Annotated in this window: 13 protein-coding genes, 1 tRNA gene, 1 pseudogene and 1 riboswitch; of the genes and pseudogenes, 13 read left to right on the forward strand and 2 right to left on the reverse strand. The window is 42.8% G+C overall.

Features of this window, described 5'->3' with window-relative positions; genetic code table 11:
* Positions 1-102: 102 nt before the first annotated feature.
* Positions 103-4,542 (reverse strand): Ig-like domain-containing protein, encoded by a 4,440-nt coding sequence (locus GPK60_RS15620; RefSeq protein WP_215658974.1) that lies wholly within the window; start codon positions 4,540-4,542, stop codon positions 103-105.
* 231 nt (positions 4,543-4,773) lie between these two features.
* On the opposite strand from GPK60_RS15620, the gene GPK60_RS04760 reads away from it, so the two are divergent.
* A tRNA-Gly gene (locus GPK60_RS04760) sits at positions 4,774-4,844 on the forward strand.
* Positions 4,845-5,267: 423 nt separating this feature from the next.
* Here GPK60_RS04760 and thrH read toward each other — a convergent pair.
* Positions 5,268-5,873 carry a bifunctional phosphoserine phosphatase/homoserine phosphotransferase ThrH gene (thrH, locus tag GPK60_RS04770; protein WP_147632739.1) on the reverse strand — a complete coding sequence of 202 codons (606 nt, stop codon included), beginning with the start codon at positions 5,871-5,873 and terminating at the stop codon, positions 5,268-5,270.
* Positions 5,874-6,072: 199 nt separating this feature from the next.
* Here thrH and GPK60_RS04775 point away from each other — a divergent pair, with 199 nt between their 5' ends.
* From GPK60_RS04775 to GPK60_RS04820, 12 genes and pseudogenes are all read left to right on the forward strand, one after another.
* Positions 6,073-8,964 (forward strand): leucine-rich repeat domain-containing protein, encoded by a 2,892-nt coding sequence (locus GPK60_RS04775; protein ID WP_252191298.1) that lies wholly within the window; start codon positions 6,073-6,075, stop codon positions 8,962-8,964.
* Positions 8,965-9,017: 53 nt separating this feature from the next.
* Positions 9,018-10,721 (forward strand): O-antigen ligase family protein, encoded by a 1,704-nt coding sequence (locus tag GPK60_RS04780; protein WP_215658975.1) that lies wholly within the window; start codon positions 9,018-9,020, stop codon positions 10,719-10,721.
* Positions 10,722-10,832: 111 nt separating this feature from the next.
* On the forward strand, positions 10,833-12,062 hold the full coding sequence (pepT, locus tag GPK60_RS04785; RefSeq protein ID WP_215658976.1) for a peptidase T: 1,230 nt from the start codon (positions 10,833-10,835) through the stop codon (positions 12,060-12,062).
* Positions 12,063-12,124: 62 nt separating this feature from the next.
* Positions 12,125-12,220: riboswitch (glycine riboswitch) on the forward strand.
* A gap of 175 nt (positions 12,221-12,395) precedes the next feature.
* Positions 12,396-13,811: a sodium:alanine symporter family protein gene (locus GPK60_RS04790; RefSeq protein WP_022118331.1), complete on the forward strand. Its 1,416-nt coding sequence runs from the start codon at positions 12,396-12,398 to the stop codon at positions 13,809-13,811.
* A gap of 326 nt (positions 13,812-14,137) precedes the next feature.
* Positions 14,138-14,293: pseudogene (locus GPK60_RS15625) on the forward strand (GNAT family N-acetyltransferase); the annotation flags it as partial.
* A 44-nt stretch (positions 14,294-14,337) separates the two neighbouring features.
* Positions 14,338-14,868, forward strand: a complete 531-nt coding sequence (locus tag GPK60_RS04795; RefSeq protein ID WP_147633054.1) for a TIGR00730 family Rossman fold protein — start codon at positions 14,338-14,340, stop codon at positions 14,866-14,868.
* A gap of 9 nt (positions 14,869-14,877) precedes the next feature.
* Positions 14,878-15,411, forward strand: coding sequence for a methylated-DNA--[protein]-cysteine S-methyltransferase (locus tag GPK60_RS04800; protein WP_173866944.1), 534 nt, complete (start codon positions 14,878-14,880; stop codon positions 15,409-15,411).
* A 191-nt stretch (positions 15,412-15,602) separates the two neighbouring features.
* A complete protein-coding gene (locus tag GPK60_RS04805; protein WP_072850661.1) occupies positions 15,603-15,923 on the forward strand; it encodes a TfoX/Sxy family protein in 321 nt (106 codons plus the stop codon).
* A gap of 73 nt (positions 15,924-15,996) precedes the next feature.
* Positions 15,997-16,128, forward strand: coding sequence for a hypothetical protein (locus tag GPK60_RS15630; protein ID WP_330590014.1), 132 nt, complete (start codon positions 15,997-15,999; stop codon positions 16,126-16,128).
* Positions 16,109-16,405 (forward strand): LOG family protein, encoded by a 297-nt coding sequence (locus GPK60_RS04810; protein ID WP_346727716.1) that lies wholly within the window; start codon positions 16,109-16,111, stop codon positions 16,403-16,405. Before GPK60_RS15630 ends, GPK60_RS04810 begins: the two co-directional genes overlap by 20 nt.
* Positions 16,406-16,712: 307 nt before the next feature.
* Positions 16,713-17,330 (forward strand): flavodoxin family protein, encoded by a 618-nt coding sequence (locus GPK60_RS04815; protein ID WP_022117955.1) that lies wholly within the window; start codon positions 16,713-16,715, stop codon positions 17,328-17,330.
* Between the two features lie 65 nt (positions 17,331-17,395).
* A complete protein-coding gene (locus tag GPK60_RS04820) occupies positions 17,396-17,578 on the forward strand; it encodes a DUF6440 family protein (RefSeq protein WP_022117954.1) in 183 nt (60 codons plus the stop codon).
* Positions 17,579-17,596 lie beyond the last annotated feature (18 nt).

Consider the following 17,596-nt stretch of genomic DNA (forward strand, 5'->3'; position numbering starts at 1 on the left):
GCGTGTCAGGAGATTGTTTTCGAATCATCATGGCGTTATATATTTTATAAAATCATTTCTATGGCGTTCATTTGCACATTCTAAAACCTCCGCCACAACTTTTTATTTTACAGTTACTTTAATCTTAACTTTCTTACTTCCGGATTTCACGGTAATCGTTACTTTTCCGGATTTCTTTGCTTTTACAACTCCTTTTGAAGAAACGGTCACTACTTTCTTATTGGAAGAAGTGTAGATCAGTTTCTGTTGAGATGTGAGTGGTTTTAACACTGGTTTCAGTTTTACGCTGGAGCCTTTCTTCAGTGTCAGTGTTTTTGACAGCCCCTGTATCTTTTTCGTCTTTACGGCAGTTTTCTGAACATTGACTTTGACAGTCTTTTTCAGTCCGCTCTTCAAAGTGATGGTCAGGACTGCATGATCTTTTTTCTTTCCGGCTTTGATCTTACCGTTTTTGTTAACAGTGAAGACTTTTGGATTGCTGGAAGTGTAAGAAACAATGGAATCTCCATTGGCAAGTCCGCTTACTTTGAATTTTGTGGTAGTCTGTTTTACTTGCAGCGGGATCAAGGTCATATTAACCTTGATGCTCGGAGTCAGAGCTGTTCCGACAGTACGGGTCTCTTTTTCACCACATGCACATACTCTTTCCTGTTTTTCTGCTGAAAATACAGTAGCAGCCGATACGGTTTTCCATGTGCTGAAGCTGTGTGCGTGTTTTACAGATTCTGTTTCAGTTTCACTTTCGGTTTCTTTTCCGATTGCCATTACGATATCTTTTGGCAGGATGTAAGCAGATTCAGTGCTGTTCTTTGGTGCCTTTACAACGGTGATCTGGTAGGTGCCGCCGGAAGGAATAGTAAGTGATACTTTTCCGTTTTCGTCGGTTATGGCACTTACAACTGCATTGCCGTTTGCATCAACAGCGGATACGGTATAACCTTTCTGTACAGATGCCGGTTTGAGATTGCCCTTTTCATCGTAATCCATCGGGTGCATACCCCATAAGGTCAGATCCAGCTTTTCACCGGCCTGGATGGTTTCCGGTACATTTTCAAAATACAGATAAATATCTTTGTACTGCTTCAGGTCACCATACATAAATACAGATACGGAATCCCCACTGGATACAACTGCTTCTGCTACACTGGCAGATCCTGGAATCTGATCGTTGACGCAGATACCAATGTTGTAGGTTTCAATGCCATAGATCTTGTTGATAAATCCATTGTTTACAGCCAGATAGTCGGTAGGGTTTGCTTTAAAGGCATCTTTGTACTGTGCGGCATGCCATGCGACCAGCACATCAAGTGCAGTTACTTTGTTTTTATAAGCAGCCGGTTTGGAATAACCATAGTTTGCAGCAGTATGAGCCTTAACGGTCATTTTGCTGACATCCATACCTTTGCCGGCTTCCTGATTGATCTTTACGGTGACAAGAGCTTCTGTTTCGTTCTGAGAATCCTGTATGGTGTTGATAAGAGCAGTGATCTTAGCAACTTTCTGCTCGATTTCTGTTTCGGCTGCATCTTCTCTTTCAAGGAGAGCTTTTGCTTCTGTGATCGCCGTCTGCAGTTTGTCTCTGGTTCCTTCCGGATACTGTCCGGCTCCGGTTCCTTCGGTTACAGAATCCAGAAGCGTCTGTGCATGATCAATGGCAGTCTGAAGCTGTTCAGCAACTTTGCTGTCCGGCTGTACAGTAACAGTAACGGATACTTCCTGTTTGTAGAGTTTCTGTAAAGCTTCGTTGCCCGGATGGCTGGATGCGTATTTTCCGTAACGTTCGCTGCTGAGCCAGGAAGTGATCGTGATCTCAGTTGGAGTTTCCGGATGGATGACAACCAGATTTTCATGCTGGATCACGGCATTATTGGAAGAACGGAATTTGTTGTAACCGGCGCCCTCCATTTCCCATGGATCATCGAAATATCCGTCTGCACAGATACCGGCATCGATAACATCACTGATGTTGTATACCCAGACAGCATTTCCATCGGCATCAAAATACATTTCCTGGAACGGATGCAGGTTTTCAGTGATTTTATCTGCAGATACATTGTTTCCTTTGATACCGTCAAAATAATGAGCTTTCGCATAATCCATCATTTCAACTTCTTTATCTAGGTCTTCCTGTGTCAGCTTTTTGATGGTGATCGGGAATACCCTGGAAACAGTCACGCCCTCACGCGTAAAGGAAACGGTCAGGTTGACGGTGGTATCCTGAGTCTGGAATACATCTACGTTTGCTTTGTAACCGTTGATTTTGACAGCATCGTTGTCAGAAGTTACGGTGATTTCTTTATTATTAAAGACATTCTCGCCGTTCTCATCTTTGATTCGAGTATATCTTGGCAGCTGAATGTCACCGGTGCAGGCTTCCGGATCAATTACCGTCGTTGTTCCGTAATAAACAAGATCGGTGATCTTATAATATTGATTCAAAATTGCTTTGAGTTCAGCTTCAGTCGGAGCCGGTTTTCCGGTACCTTTTACAGTTACGGTAAATGGCACGCTGATCGTATTAATATCAGATATTTTTTCAACCTGTTCGTTCATGACAGATTCATTTGCCGTGAATGTAGCGGTCAGTGTAACTTCCGTATCTTCAACCGGCTGATTGATCACACCGGTTGCAGCGTAGAGCGAAGAATCGATAGAAGGCTTCTGGATGCTGATCACATTTGTATTGGAAGAAGTCCAGCTGATGGTTGACCATACGGTACGCAGGCTGGTTCCCATACACTGCGGCAGTGTCAGATTGGAAGTTACCTCTGTCTGACTGGTATTTTCACCTTTGATTCTATCCCAGGTCAGCTGATCGGCTTCCGATTTCATTTTGGAAGCAAAATGTTTCTGATCCCATCCAATGACTACTCTGCGTTCGGCTGTTTCTGCTGTCGCACCGTTTAAGCTGAATTTCAGCACAACGGAAATGGTTTTTAAATTCAGACCATAAGCGTTCAGCGTATCGGCAGTAGAGTAGTGGATGATGCCGTCAGTGCTGATCCAGTCAGTATCGTCAGAAGAAACAACGGATACCGTTACCTGATCTGCTTTATCGACAGCTGCATAATCGCCGGTTTTCAGTTTTGCTTCGATCAGTGCATTAATATTAGAAGCGTTTTTGTAGGATGTGCGGATAGCACCAGGTTCCTTGTCAAAGATTTCTTTTACCTTATCAACGGCAGCCTGATCGGCAGAATCAACCGTTACATCTTTGTCCATGTTTACGGCAGCCGTAATCTTTTCTTCTGATCCGGTTGGTGCATAAGAAACATTTTTTACGTCCTTATATCCCTCGGCAGTTACAGAATAACGATAAGTGCCGTATTTGCTCAGCGTGTAGGAACCGTCACCATTTGCTGTCATGGTTTCCCAGTCGGTATCACCCCAGTCATCTTCAACCTCTTCTTCCACTTTGAGGTTAAAGTTTGTGATGGCTGTATCGCCGTCCATTGGCTGGAAGGTTACAGCGTAGCTGGTAATATTTTTTTCCAGTTCTACATCAATGGTGGTATCTTCGTCTGGTGTGATCGTGCCGTTGGCAGTTTTGTAGTTTGGTGCTTCAACCGTCCAGTTGTAGCTTACACCTTTCTGCAGTTTATAGCTTCCGTCGGATTCCGGACTGATCGTAGTATAGTAGCCCTTTTTAACCTTGATGGAAGCACCGGAAATTTCAGCACCGCTTGCTTTGTCCTTGACGGAAAATCTGATATTCTGCATCATGATCGGACTTAAAGTTACGGTTTTTAAGAAAACAGGTTCTTCGGAATTGCCTGTATAAGTAAATGTTTCGCTATAATCGGTATAGCCCTCTTTTTTAACGGTCAGTTTGTAAGAAGCACCGTTTTCCATCTTGTAGCTGCCATCGCTTGCAGGTGTAACCTTGTCCCATCCGTCTTTTTCTACGGTAATAGAGGCATCCGTAATTGGATTTTTGTCCTTATCCTGAACAGCAACCTGCATCTTGTATTCTACTTCAGCGGCTTCCAGAATAAAGGTGAAGTCCTGTGTGGCAAGTGCAGTGGCTGTGCCGTCATTGATGGTAGCTGTATCGGTATCTTTTGCAAATAATTTCAGAGTGACTTTGATCGGGGTATTGACCGTCGGTCTTGTGATGGAAAGCCTTCCAGGTGATGCAGGAGTACCGCCGGAAGGGTAAGATAAATAATCATTTTCTTCGATGTACCATCCACCCACATAATTACTGGAACTGGATACTGTCAGCAGACGCAGAGCATCTATAACAGATCCTGACGGTGTTTTCAGGCCAATGTTGTAGGTAAGACTATCCGTGCTTTTGACAACGCTGTTACCGCCGTTGGTGATAACTTTCTTTGCACCGTTAATAAAATTTTCTTTCAGATACGCCTGTGCGGCTTCTTCTGCACTCTGGGTTTCGTCTGCCTCTTCAGCCTGGGAAACCACCCCGGTATCTGCCGGCGAAAGATCGCTGGCATACGTCACTGACGGCAGATTGCCAACTGTCATCATGGCACATAAAGCCAGGGAAAGTGCTCGTTTCATTAGCTCTTTTCTTTTCACTTTTTTTTCCTCCTGAGTTTGAAATACAATGAAAATAATTATAAGGTATACAGGATATCCTAGCCTTTTCCAATCGCTGTGTCAAGAATTTAACGAGAGAAAAACTTACATTCTGCTATCCCAAATGTCCAAAGTGACAAAAGAAGGATTACAAAAAAAGTTTAAAAAAACAAAAAATTTCTCTTGCATTTCTGTGAAAGCTATGCTATTATAGGCAGTGCATTGAGAGATGCGGGTGTAGTTCAATGGTAGAACACCAGCCTTCCAAGCTGGATACGTGGGTTCGATTCCCATCACCCGCTTTTTTTGTTGCTCAAAATAAACGCTCTGCGAGATGCAAAACGATTCTGTTAGATAAATGTCAGCAAAACGGATCAGAATAACATATCAAGTCTCACGTGCGTTTGACTTGCATTTTTTTTATAAAAAAATGTGCTCCTTCTCAGGTCACAAGTTTGCTTTGCTTGTCTTCCTGAAAAGGAGCATCTTTATTTATCCCTTCTGAACCAGTTCTTTATAATTTTCGCTCCAGGTTTTCATCGCATCCCAAATTGGCTGCAGGCTGTAACCGAGTTCCGTCAGGTAAAATATGATATGAAGTGTTTTTAAAAACTATGGCTGTTCAAGAAAGTACGGCAATGTGCAAAATGAACAATTCCAGGGAAGGCACTTTTACGTGCCCTTCGGGGAATTTGTTCATTTGCACATTTACACAAACCTTCGCCTTATCCCTCGATCACTTTCTTAATTGCATCATAAAGTTCATCATAGGTCTCAAATGCCGGCAGCTGTGGATATTCTGCTTTGATTGCATCGGTACTTCTGAATAAGAAGCCTGCCTTACTTGCCTGGATCATGCCAAGGTCGTTATGGCTGTCGCCGCTTGCGATGGTGTCATAACCGATGGACTGCAGAGCTTTGACGGTTGTGTATTTGGATTTCTCACAACGCATTTTGAAATCAACGATTTCTCCGTTGTCAGCAACGACAAGAGAGTTGCAGAAAATAGTCGGATAACCCAGCTTTTTCATCAGCGGACCTGCGAACTGTGAGAAAGTATCGCTGATAATGATAACCTGTGTCAGTTCTCTTAATTTATCCAGAAATTCTTTTGCTCCCGGGAGCGGATCGATTTTGGCGATGGTTTCCTGGATTTCTTTCAGTCCCAGATTATGTTCTTTTAAAATATTAAGACGATATTTCATCAGTTTATCGTAGTCCGGTTCGTCTCTGGTGGTTTTCTTTAATTCCGGGATGCCGGTTTCTTCTGCAAAAGCAATCCAGATTTCCGGTACCAGTACACCTTCCAGGTCTAAGCATACGATTTCCATTTTGTCCTCCATTCTGATACAGTGATAACGCTGTATCGCTTCAAATATATTTTCCTGTCTATTATAGTCGAAAACAAAAAAAACTACCACTGTAAATTTTAAAAACAGACAATAATTTGTAAAAATTACCAATATAAGCGTTGATTTTTATATGTAAGTCAGATTATAATAAATATAAAAAACAAGGGAGGGCAACACGATGAAGAAAACAGCATTCTTACTGGTACTGGCACTTCTGCTGCAGATCCTGCTCCCGCCTTCTATGGCAGGAAATGTCTATGCGGCATCTACAGAAGAGGTTGCACAGACACAGGCGGCAGACGGCGATCAGCTGAAAAGTCTGTATGACACGTATTATTTGGGAGCTTGCAAAAAAACAGGTGATTACGATCATCTGTGGGATGGATATGAGGTAAAACTGTATCTGAAAACATCCGATGATTCTCTGCAGGGCCAGGAGGCGGATGCATTTAAAGCAACGATTGGCGGGAAAGAATATGCGGTCGGCGAGGTAGCACAGGATTATACTTTATATGGCAAAGATGATTATGACTATTATGAAATTTCCGTTCCGATTTTGGATGATGTGAGCGGAACAAAAGAGGTTTCACTGACCTATCCGGGCAAATCTGGCAGCAAAACCGTTGGCGGTCTGAGTATCACACTGAAAAAGGAAGATTATTTTACAACAAAGGGTTCAAAAGAAGTCAAAGTTGAAAATACAAAAAATCCGATCTACACTTCCAGCATCACAGGAAATGCACAGGTGACTGCTTACTGGGTTTCTGCATTCTGCGGAAAAGAAGATCAGACGATCAAGAAATCTTATCTTGTTAATGCAGACGGAAAAGACAGCAAACAGTATGGTCTGAATACAAAAATTATGCAGATTTATCAGGATACAGATTCCGGAAGAGTGCAGGATGACCGTTATCCGGCAAAGAAAATGCCATTTGATGAAAACGGAGGCAGTGATGTTTACAACACGCAGTATACTTACGGAATCATGGCAGGTTTCCAGAACGGAGCGATCATTGAAGAGGCAATTCCGAACGGAACTTATAATATGGTTCTTGAGACAGAAAGCGGTTGTAAAACAGTGATCAAGAATGCAGTGATTTCCACCGACAAACCGATCATTCTTGGCATGATGGATTCGGAAGCTTCACAGGGAAATGCTTCCCATGAATCCAATTTATATGGTAATGACAAAGAAATCCATACAGACAAACATGGAAATTATGTGGCAGCTTATGTATATGGCTTAAATCTGAATGATGAAGTTGCAAAATATGTAAAACCGTACTTTGCAGAGAGAAGTTATGATTTTACTGATGGAAATGTAAGTTATAATGATACGATCGTTGGAACTTACAGCAAAGAAAATGGTTATGAAGTAGCCAATGACGGTATTTTTTATGTGATCAATACAAAATCTGGCGAAAAGAGATTTCTCTGTTCCCTTGATCTGTCTGAGTACGAAGCAAAATATGGTACGGGATCTGTTGTCATCGCAAATGAAAACCTGGCAAAAGGTCTCAATATCAGCTTCCAGAGACCGGTTTTATATGCACGCCAGCTGGATGCTTTCTCTCAGACAAACTGTGTCTATATTGCAGATGATATTGCAAATGCCGGCGATACGGTAAGCGTGACTGTCAAAGCGGATGATAATGGGAATCGTAAGGAACTGAACTGCAAGGTGCAGGAGGATGCTTCCGGCGTGAAAAAGCAGAAGTATTTTGAGGTTACAAGAGCAGATATAGAAAGTCTTGGAAGTGAAAACGGATATTTTTCCATTACAGAAATTTCGGTCAATGGCAAAACTTATGAGGCTCCTGGAACGAAGAATCTAAATGGTCTGTTTCCGGTTTATGTGGACATGGAGTATCAGCCGGGAAATCAGACAGGCAACACTTCCAACGGTGTATTTTATGTTGGAAACTACACGAAAGATCAGGATGTTGTTCTGGAGTTCCATCATAAAAATGAGATCAGGACGGTATTAGAGATCTCAATCCCGAAAGGAACCCAGAAGTATCTGCTAACAGCAGAAGATATGAAGTCTCTGACAGAAGGAGAAGAATACAGCTACTGTATCCGTCAGGCGGGGGATCGCCATGCAGTCCTGCTTCGAAGCAAGCAGAGAGTCGAAGAAGGTTTTGAAGCGGCAGGTATTTCTATGACGGGATATCCGGCGACACCATCAACGACTGTAACGCTGGAATATGGTGACAGCACTGCGAAATTGTTCTATTGTGTGATGACAGAGCAGAATTTTCAGAGTAAATATGATTATCAGACAGAACTGGTACCGGATAATCAGTGGATCGCCTATGCAGGTGCCTTTACGCCGTTCGCAGGAATGACAAAATCCGGTACGATGATGATTCTGACAAAAGTAGTCAATGCAGCCGGAACAAAAGCAAAATATGCATATTATGACGTGGAAGTTCGGGCAGGTGCAGGAAATGATCAGGATGATGATCATAAAGACGATAACGGAGATAAGGGAAACAGCAACGGCACAAATGGTGGAAACCAGGGCAACAATGGGAACCAGAATACAAACAATGGAAACCAGAACACGGACGGAACGCTTGCAGTCGGTACGGTAAAAGAAGTAAAGGGACAGAAATATAAAGTACTGTCCGCATCTACAGTTGCATTTGCCGGAGTGATCAACAGCAAGACGAAAAAAGCCAATATTCCAAAGACGGTTCAGATCAATAAGAAAACTTACAAAGTTGTACAGATCGCAAAAAATGCTCTCAAAGGAAGCGATGTACAGACGGTTGTGATCGGAGCGAACGTTACCGCAATCCAGGATCAGGCATTTGCCGGATGCAAGAAACTGAAAAAGGTAACCGTCGGAGCGAATGTGAAAAGCATCGGAAAAGCAGCGTTTAAGGACTGCAAAAATCTGAAAAACATTACCGTAAAAAGCACGAAACTGAAGACCGTCAAAGCAAATGCACTCAAGGGAATTAACAAAAAAGCGACGATCAAGGTTCCGGCAAAGAAACTCAAAAATTACCAGAAACTGTTCCACAAAAAAGGACAGAGCAGTTCGGTAAAAATTAAAAAATAATAACAGGATCGTAACGGTTTTGCACAGGGCGAAGCCGTTACGGAGGATTTTATATGGCACAGCAAAATTCAAAGAAAAAGACAAAAAATCAAATACAATGGAAGAGCAGTCCATATAAAAGAACGAAAGAAGAGGCAGCTGTTTTTACAGTGCTTCTTCTTTCTGCATTTTTGTATGGAGGATTTTATGAATTTTCCGGAGCGATGCTTGCGGCAGTGCTTGGTATACTGCTTATCGTCTGCCGCGTAAGATATTCATTTCAGATCAAAGGGAAAAAACAGCTGGCAGTGTTGCTGTCTGTATTTTTATGGTTCGGTATTACCTGTTTTTATGCAATCGATCGGGCAATGGCTTTTGTGGGCGTGATCAAAATGCTGCCACTGCCTCTTGGCTATCTGTTTTTCATGCAGTTTTCGGATGAAACCAGACAGAAAACAACAGGCTATATCGCACACATCGGCTGCTTTATGGTACTGGCCGGGATTCTGGCACTGCCATTTTCGGCTCTGAAAGAGCAGCTCTGGCAGGCCGGGCGTCTTGGCGGATTTTTCCAGTATTCTAATACCTGTGCACTCTATCTGCTGGCAGGATTGGTTGTGATCTGCAATCGATGGATCGAAAACAAAAGCAGAGAACAGGAATCGGGCATCAAAAGAGACAAAATGCAGATCCTGGAAGGGATTGTACTGTTCGCAGGTCTGCTTCTGACCGGGAGCCGCGGCGTGATGCTTCTGTTTTTCGGATATCTGATCTGGTTTATCCGGCATCTGTCGTCACAAAAAGCAAAGAAATACGGGATTTTTTGCATTGTCGCTGTGTTTGCACTACTTGCAGTTGTTATGGTTGTGACAAACGGGGCAGGTGAGCAGAATATCGGCAGGATTTTCACAGTGTTCCGCTATTCCAGTACCTGGAAAGGACGTATTCTTTATGATCTGGATGCATTAAAAATGATCGCAAAGTATCCGTTTGGAATGGGTTACCATGGCTATGCTTATGTTCAAGGACGGATGCAGACCGGAGTTTATAAGACGCTCTTTGTGCATAACGACTGGTTACAGGCTGCGTTGGATCTGGGTATTCTTCCGGCTGTTCTGTTTGCGGCTGTGATGCTGCGTCAGCTCTTAAAAGGCAGTCAGAGCAGTATGCAGAAACAGATTTTGCTTCTTATCATGCTGCATATGCTGGTTGATTTTGATCTGCAGTTTACTGCGATCGGGCTTTTGGGACTTCTGTGTCTGGATTACGGTAAAGCAGAGGGTAGCTTAAAGAAAAAGACAAAGATCGAAGACTGTATTTTTCTGACAGTTATAAGTGTGGGATGTATTTATTTCTGCATGCCGTTCCTGCTCGATTATGTCGGAGAATATCAGAAGGCACTGAGTTTTTATGGTGCTTATACGCCGGCACAGCTTGCGGTGATGGAAGGAAGTCGGAGTGCAGAGGAAGCAACTTCGGCGGCAGAGCAGATCCTCACGCACAATACACATCTGGCAGAAGTTTATCAATATCTGGCATATGGTGCTCTGGAAAAAGAAAATTATGAAGAAAGCTTTATCAATATGGAAAAAGCCATTTCCTGTGATATTTATGCGAAAGAATTATATGACGAGTACGAAGAAATTTTACGTCAGGCAGAAAAAGTGCAGGGCAGTGATCAGAGTGAACGGCGTGCCTGGATCCAGAATAAAAAGCAGGAAGTGTTAAAGAAGAGCAGCAGTCTCGCATATGAATTAAATGACAGACCTCAGTTATAAATTCAAGTTGCCCTGGCTGTCAAAGAGGACTATAATATCTGATAAGAAAAGATACTATGGTCGGAAGAATTCCGGCTTCTGGTATCTGAGAAAGGATCAGGAGGCAGAATCATGCGTGCATATGAAAGATTATTGGAATATGTCAAAGTAAAAACACCGAGCAGCGAAGAAAGTATGGAAACACCGAGCAGTTCCTGCCAGTTTGAACTGGCAGAGCGTCTGGTGGAAGAAATGAAGGAACTGGGCATCGAGGATGCAGCCGTTGACGGAAAATGCTATGTCTATGGAACAATTCCGGCAACGGAAGGTTATGAGAACAGTCCATCTCTTGGATTTATCGCACATATGGACACCGTTTCAGAATTTACGGAAAATCCGATCCATCCGGTTCTTCATGAAAATTACGACGGACAGAATCTTGTTTTTGATGAAGGCGGCAGAGTTTTAGATACCGTACTTTTTCCGCATCTGAAAAATCTGAAGGGACGTACGCTGATCACGTCAGACGGAACTACGATCCTCGGAGCAGATGACAAAGCAGGTATTGCAGAAATTATGACGATGGCAGAATACGTTCTGCGAAGTGATGTGCCGCATGGGAAGATCTGTCTTGCATTTACGCCAGACGAAGAGATTGGCAGAGGGGCAGATCATTTTGATGTAGAGGGATTTGCAGCAGATTTTGCCTATACCGTGGACGGCGGTGCGGAAGGCGAGATCGAATACGAAAATTTCAATGCCTGCGAAGCTGTTTTTAAGATTCAGGGGGTCAACGTGCATCCGGGCAGTGCCAAAGGCATCATGGTCAATGCAGGAGCTGTCGGATGTGAGATCCAGATGATGCTGCCGGTGGAAGAGACACCGGAACAGACCGAAGGGTACGAAGGATTTTATCATCTGATCAAAATCAGCGGAAGCTGCGAAAAGGCAGAACTTATCTACATTGTGCGTGACCACGATGCGGACAAGTTTGCACAGAAACAGCAGAAACTGAAAGAAATCGCAGATGTCATGAATCAGAAATACGGTGAGGGAACGGTTGATCTTCAGATCAAAGAACAATATCGAAACATGGCAGAGAAGATCCGTCCTTGTTATCATCTGATCGAGAATGCGAAAAAAGCCTGTGAGAACGTGGGTATTGTGCCGAAAATTCAGCCGATCCGCGGCGGTACGGATGGGGCAAGATTGAGTTTTATGGGACTGCCGTGCCCGAATCTCGGAACCGGCGGCTATGCATTCCATGGACCGTATGAACATATAACAGTTGAGGGAATGGATAAGAGCGTGGAAATCCTGATGGAACTTGTAAAAATATATGGAATTATTAAAAAAGAATAAATTTTTCTTGCAGAGGCTCTTCAGGTATGCTAAAATAGAAACACGTTGTGTCGAAGAAAGTCACAGCGTACTCTGGAGAGTCTCATAGAACGGGCGCCGAAGGTGTACGGCAGCAGATCTGCTGCTTATCTCTCAGGCAAAAGGACAGAGAAAAGTCTAAATATGTTCTACTCTTTGGAGGGCTGATTGTATGATCAGCTCTTTTGTTGTTTTCGGACAGCCCAAAGAATCGATCCGTGTCAGTATCAGACAACATGGAAAATAGTCACGGGGCAGATTTTGTGAGGGTGTTCTGGCAGCAGCCAATAAATAATCAAGATTGGAGAGAGAGTAATGTTCGAAGCAGTAAACAATTTTTTGCAGCACGTTGATGATCTGGTATGGGGTGTCCCACTGATCGTAGCAATTCTTTTGACTGGTATTTATCTTACCATTCGTCTGAAAGGTATCCAAATCACAAAACTTCCAAAAGCACTCAAGTACATGTTTGAAAATGAAGAGAGCGGTCACGGAGAAGTTACAAGTTTCGGAGCGTTATGTACTGCACTTTCCGCAACCATCGGTACCGGAAATATCGTTGGTGTGGCAACCGCGATCGTAGCCGGAGGACCGGGAGCGTTATTCTGGATGGAAATTGCAGCCCTGTTTGGTATGGCAACGAAATATTCCGAAGGTCTTCTCGCTATCAAATACCGTACAACGGACAAACATGGTCATATCCTTGGCGGCCCGTTTTACTATATCGAAAATGGTATGGGTAAAAAATGGACCTGGCTGGCAAAGATTTTTGCATTTTTCGGAATGGGTGTAGGTCTGTTTGGTATCGGAACCTTTACACAGGTAAATGGTATCACAAGTGCCGTAGGTAACTTCTTTGATCCGAACGCACAGAATGTGATCCATCTGCTGGGAAGAGATTATACGCTTGCCGTTGTGATCTCAGGACTGATCCTGACTGTCTGTGTCGGTCTGGTTGTTATCGGAGGATTGAAACGTATTGCAAAAGTATCTGAGATCATTGTGCCGTTCATGGCAGTTATATACATTGCGATTTCTTTGCTGCTTCTGATCTTAAACGCTAATAAAATCCCGGCAGCGATCGTGGAGATTGTATCCAGTGCCTTTGGTATGCGTGCAGCAGCCGGCGGAGCACTTGGAGCGATCATTGTGGCAATGCAGAAAGGTATCGCAAGAGGTATCTTCTCAAACGAGGCAGGACTTGGTAGTGCCCCGATCGCAGCAGCAGCCGCTCAGACAAAAGAGCCGGCACGTCAGGGACTGGTTACCATGACCGGTACCTTTATCGATACGATCGTTGTATGTACCATGACCGGACTTTCCATCGTGCTCACTGGTTCCTGGAACATCGGACTGGAAGGTGTGGCAGTTACCACCAACGCATTCCAGCAGGGACTTCCGTTTGCACCGCAGATCAGTGCATTTCTGCTGATGATGTGTCTGGTATTCTTTGCATTTACTACCATCCTCGGATGGGACTACTACAGTGAGAGATGTCTGGCATATCTTTCCGGCAGCAACAAAACAGCCCTGAAGATCTTCCGCTGGCTGTACATAGCAGCAGTCTTTATCGGACCGTACTTCACAGTATCTGCAGTATGGGTGATCGCCGATATCTTTAACGCACTGATGGCGATCCCGAACCTGATCGCACTGCTCTCCCTGAGCGGAGTGGTTGTGGCAGAGACGCAGAGCTATCTGAAACGAATGAATCTGACAAGAGTGAAATAACAAAAACAGTATCTTAAAAATGCAGCAAATAAACCGCTGTGGTCATCAGAAAGAAGTTTCTGGTGGCTGCAGCGGTTTTGCTTTGAACTGCCAATTAGAAAGAGAAGCAGCCAAAGAAATTTCATAATTTTTTATATTGAAAAACAGATGTTTTCACCATAAAATAAGAATAAAAAAGAACGATGAAGTTACAGTAAATTTTAGATGAAAAAACAGCTATACAATAAAGGGAATGTTTATACGACAACTTCCAGTATCACTGAAGCAGCTGGATGCTCCCTGTATTCTCTATAACCTGAACGGCTGCTATAACAGTTTAAAAGAATTTGTTTTTGAATGTATATCAGAAAAACACACCGGCAATATCTTTTTATCAAAGAGAAGGGTTTGAGATTCAGTATAGTGGTTTAGATGAAGTTACTGGGGAAAAAGACTATGTAATGGCATGGGAGCGGACATCCTCGTCTGTCGAATCTAAATAAAGTCTGTAAGTAATATTCAGAGTGAAGCATTTTGGGAGGAAATTATGAACATTACAGTATATCTTGGAGCAAATGAAGGCAATGATCCGGCTTTACATAAGGCAGTTACAGAACTTGGAGCCTGGATCGGGCAAAGCGGAAACACACTGGTTTACGGTGGTTCAAAAAGCGGATTGATGGGGGCATTAGCGGACAGTGTTCTGAATGCAGGCGGCAGAGCGATCGGCGTTGAACCGCAGTTTTTTGTTGAAAAAGAGCTGCAGCACGACGGACTGACACAGCTGATCGTGACGAAAGATATGTCAGAACGCAAAAACAAAATGATCGAACTTGGCGATGCATTTATTGCATTTCCCGGTGGAACAGGTACTCTTGAGGAAATCACAGAAGTGATGTCAAAAGTATCGCTGAAGCAGCTGGATGCTCCCTGTATTCTCTATAACCTGAACGGCTACTATAACAGTTTAAAAGAATTATTAAATCATATGATTGAGAAGGGACTGTCCGATCAAGAACGACAGAAAGGTATTTTCTTTGCGGATGATCTTATGCAGATTCAGGAGTTGCTTTTTTAAGGTAGAAATATGGTATATACTTGTAAATATAAATCATCGATTGGCGACATTCTTTTAGCAACGGATGAAATCGGGCTTATCGGTTTATGGTTTGAAGGACAGAAATATTTTGCAAATACGCTTCCGGATGAGCATATTCCACAGGAAACGGAAATTCTTACAGAGACAATAAAATGGCTGGATATGTATTTTTCCGGTGAAGAACCGAACTTTACTCCGCCGCTTCATCCTTCCGGCTCGTCATTCAGACAGGCAGTGTGGCAGATTTTATTACAGATTCCCTATGGACAGACGATCACGTATGGAGAAATCGCACGTAAACTAGCTGAAACGAAAAACACTTCCCGCATGTCTGCTCAGGCAGTTGGCGGTGCCGTAGGACATAATGAAATTTCCATTATCATTCCATGTCATCGTGTGGTTGGCACAAATGGCAGCCTGACAGGATATGCCGGAGGAATCGACAAAAAAATTTCACTGCTTGAGCTGGAGCATACAGATATGAGCCGTTTCTTTGTCCCGAAGAAGGGAACAGCACTTTAGAATGAGCAAATGAACGAATTCCCCGAAGGGCACGTAAAAGTGCCTTCTTTGGAATTCGTTCATTTTGCACATTGCCAAAAGATCCTGGCCTGCCGGGGGTCACTTAAGCGGAACAATCCTTCATGCTACAAATATTTGCCGAAAGACTTTCGAACAAGAAAGGCAGAACAATCGAAATTTGAGGAGGAAATATGGCATCAAGCAAGGAATACTTAGAGTTTATTTTAGGGCAGCTATCTGAGTTAGAAGAAATTACTTATCGAGCTATGATGGGAGAATTTATTATTTATTATCGTGGCAAGATTGTAGGCGGTATCTATGATGATAGATTACTTGTTAAACCAGTAAAATCAGCAATTAGTTATATGCCAACAGCTCCGTATGAATTACCCTATGAGGGAGCAAAAGAGATGTTGTTGGTAGATGAAGTTGATAATAAGGAATTTTTGACAGGCTTGTTTCATGCAATGTATGATGAACTGCCAGCCCCAAAACCGAAAAAGAAGAAATAGACACTTCCAGTTTGTTGAATCTAAAATAAAGGCTGTAAGTAATATTCAGGGAGAAGCATTTTTGGAGGAAATTATGAACATTACAACATATCTTGGAGCAAATGAAGGCAATGATCCGACTTTGTATAAGGCAGTTACAGAACTTGGAGCCTGGATCGGGCAAGGCGGAAACACATTGGTTTACGGTGGATCAAAAGCGGATTGATGGGGACATTAGCGGAGCATTTATCGCATTTCCCGGTGGGACAGGCACTCTTGAGAAAATTGCAGAAGTGATGTCAAAAGTATCGCTGAAGCAGCTGGATGCTCCCTGTATTCTCTATAACCTGAACGGCTACTATAACAGCTTAAAAGAATTATTAAATCATATGATTGAGAAGGGACTGTCCGATCAAGAACGACAGAAAGGTATTTTCTTTGCGGATGATCTTATGCAGATTCAGGAGAAGCTTTCTTTTGTCAAAGCTGATGGTGAAAAATAAGTGAACAAATGGAAAAGGAATAGTAGAAAGGGATACTCTTTCTTTCATACTTAATTAAAAGGCTGTCGCAAGATCATTAAAACAGATGATTGAGCGGCAGTCTCATTTTTTTAGATACGCATTGCAATCCGTTCACCATGTCAGTTTCATTTCGTGTTATAATGTTTTGGAAATGTCGGCTTGGTGAGGTAATAGAAATGGAGAAAAGATATGAAAAATAAAAATCCTCTTGAAATAGAAATGATTTTTTGATGTGAAATGAAATTTAGAGATCAGGGATAAGAAAAATAGTAAAGGAGATCAACCTATGAAAGTATTAATGTTAAACGGAAGTCCACGGAAAGATGGAAATACATCGATCGCACTGGAAGAAATGAAAAAGATCTTTGAAGCAGAAGGGGTAGAAACAGAGATTGTCCGTGTCGGAAATAAAGATGTCAGAGGCTGCATTGCCTGTGGACGCTGTTATGAACTTGGAAAATGTGTTTTTGATGATGTTGTCAATGAACTGGCTCCGAAATTTGAGGCGGCAGATGGTCTTGTGATCGCCAGCCCGGTTTATTACGCTTCCGCCAATGCAACATTGATCGCAGTTCTGGACCGGCTTTTTTACAGTTCTCACTTTGATAAGACTATGAAAGTAGGAGCAAGCGTTGTCTGTGCAAGGCGAGGCGGATGTTCTGCGACCTTTGATGAATTGAATAAATATTTTACTATCTCAAATATGCCGATTGCTTCCAGCCAGTATTGGAATTCAATCCATGGACGGGCACAGGGCGAGGCAGAGATGGACGAAGAAGGAAAACAGACCATGCGTGTACTTGCAAGAAATATGGTATTTCTGATGAAGAGTATCGCCTTAGGAAAAGAGAAGTTTGGCTTGCCGGAAACCGAAGAAAGAGTAGCAACACACTTTATCCGATAGAGAAGAAGATTATTAAAATGACAGGTGTATAAAGTTTGCAAATAAAAGTTGGGGAGGAAAGCAAGATGGCGAAAGATCAGAGATTTGAAAAGGTTTATTCACAGGGAATGCTGGAAACAACAGAAATTTGGGTAGATAAAAAGACCGGTGTAAACTATATATTTCACACCAGTGGAAATGCTGCAGGATTTACACCATTGCTGGACAGCGAAGGGAAACCGGTAGTTTCCTCTGTATGGGATAAATAATTTTCGATATTATATGGG

Source organism: Ruminococcus sp. MCC718 (assembly GCF_018783905.1).
Classification (GTDB): domain Bacteria; phylum Bacillota; class Clostridia; order Lachnospirales; family Lachnospiraceae; genus Hominisplanchenecus; species Hominisplanchenecus faecis.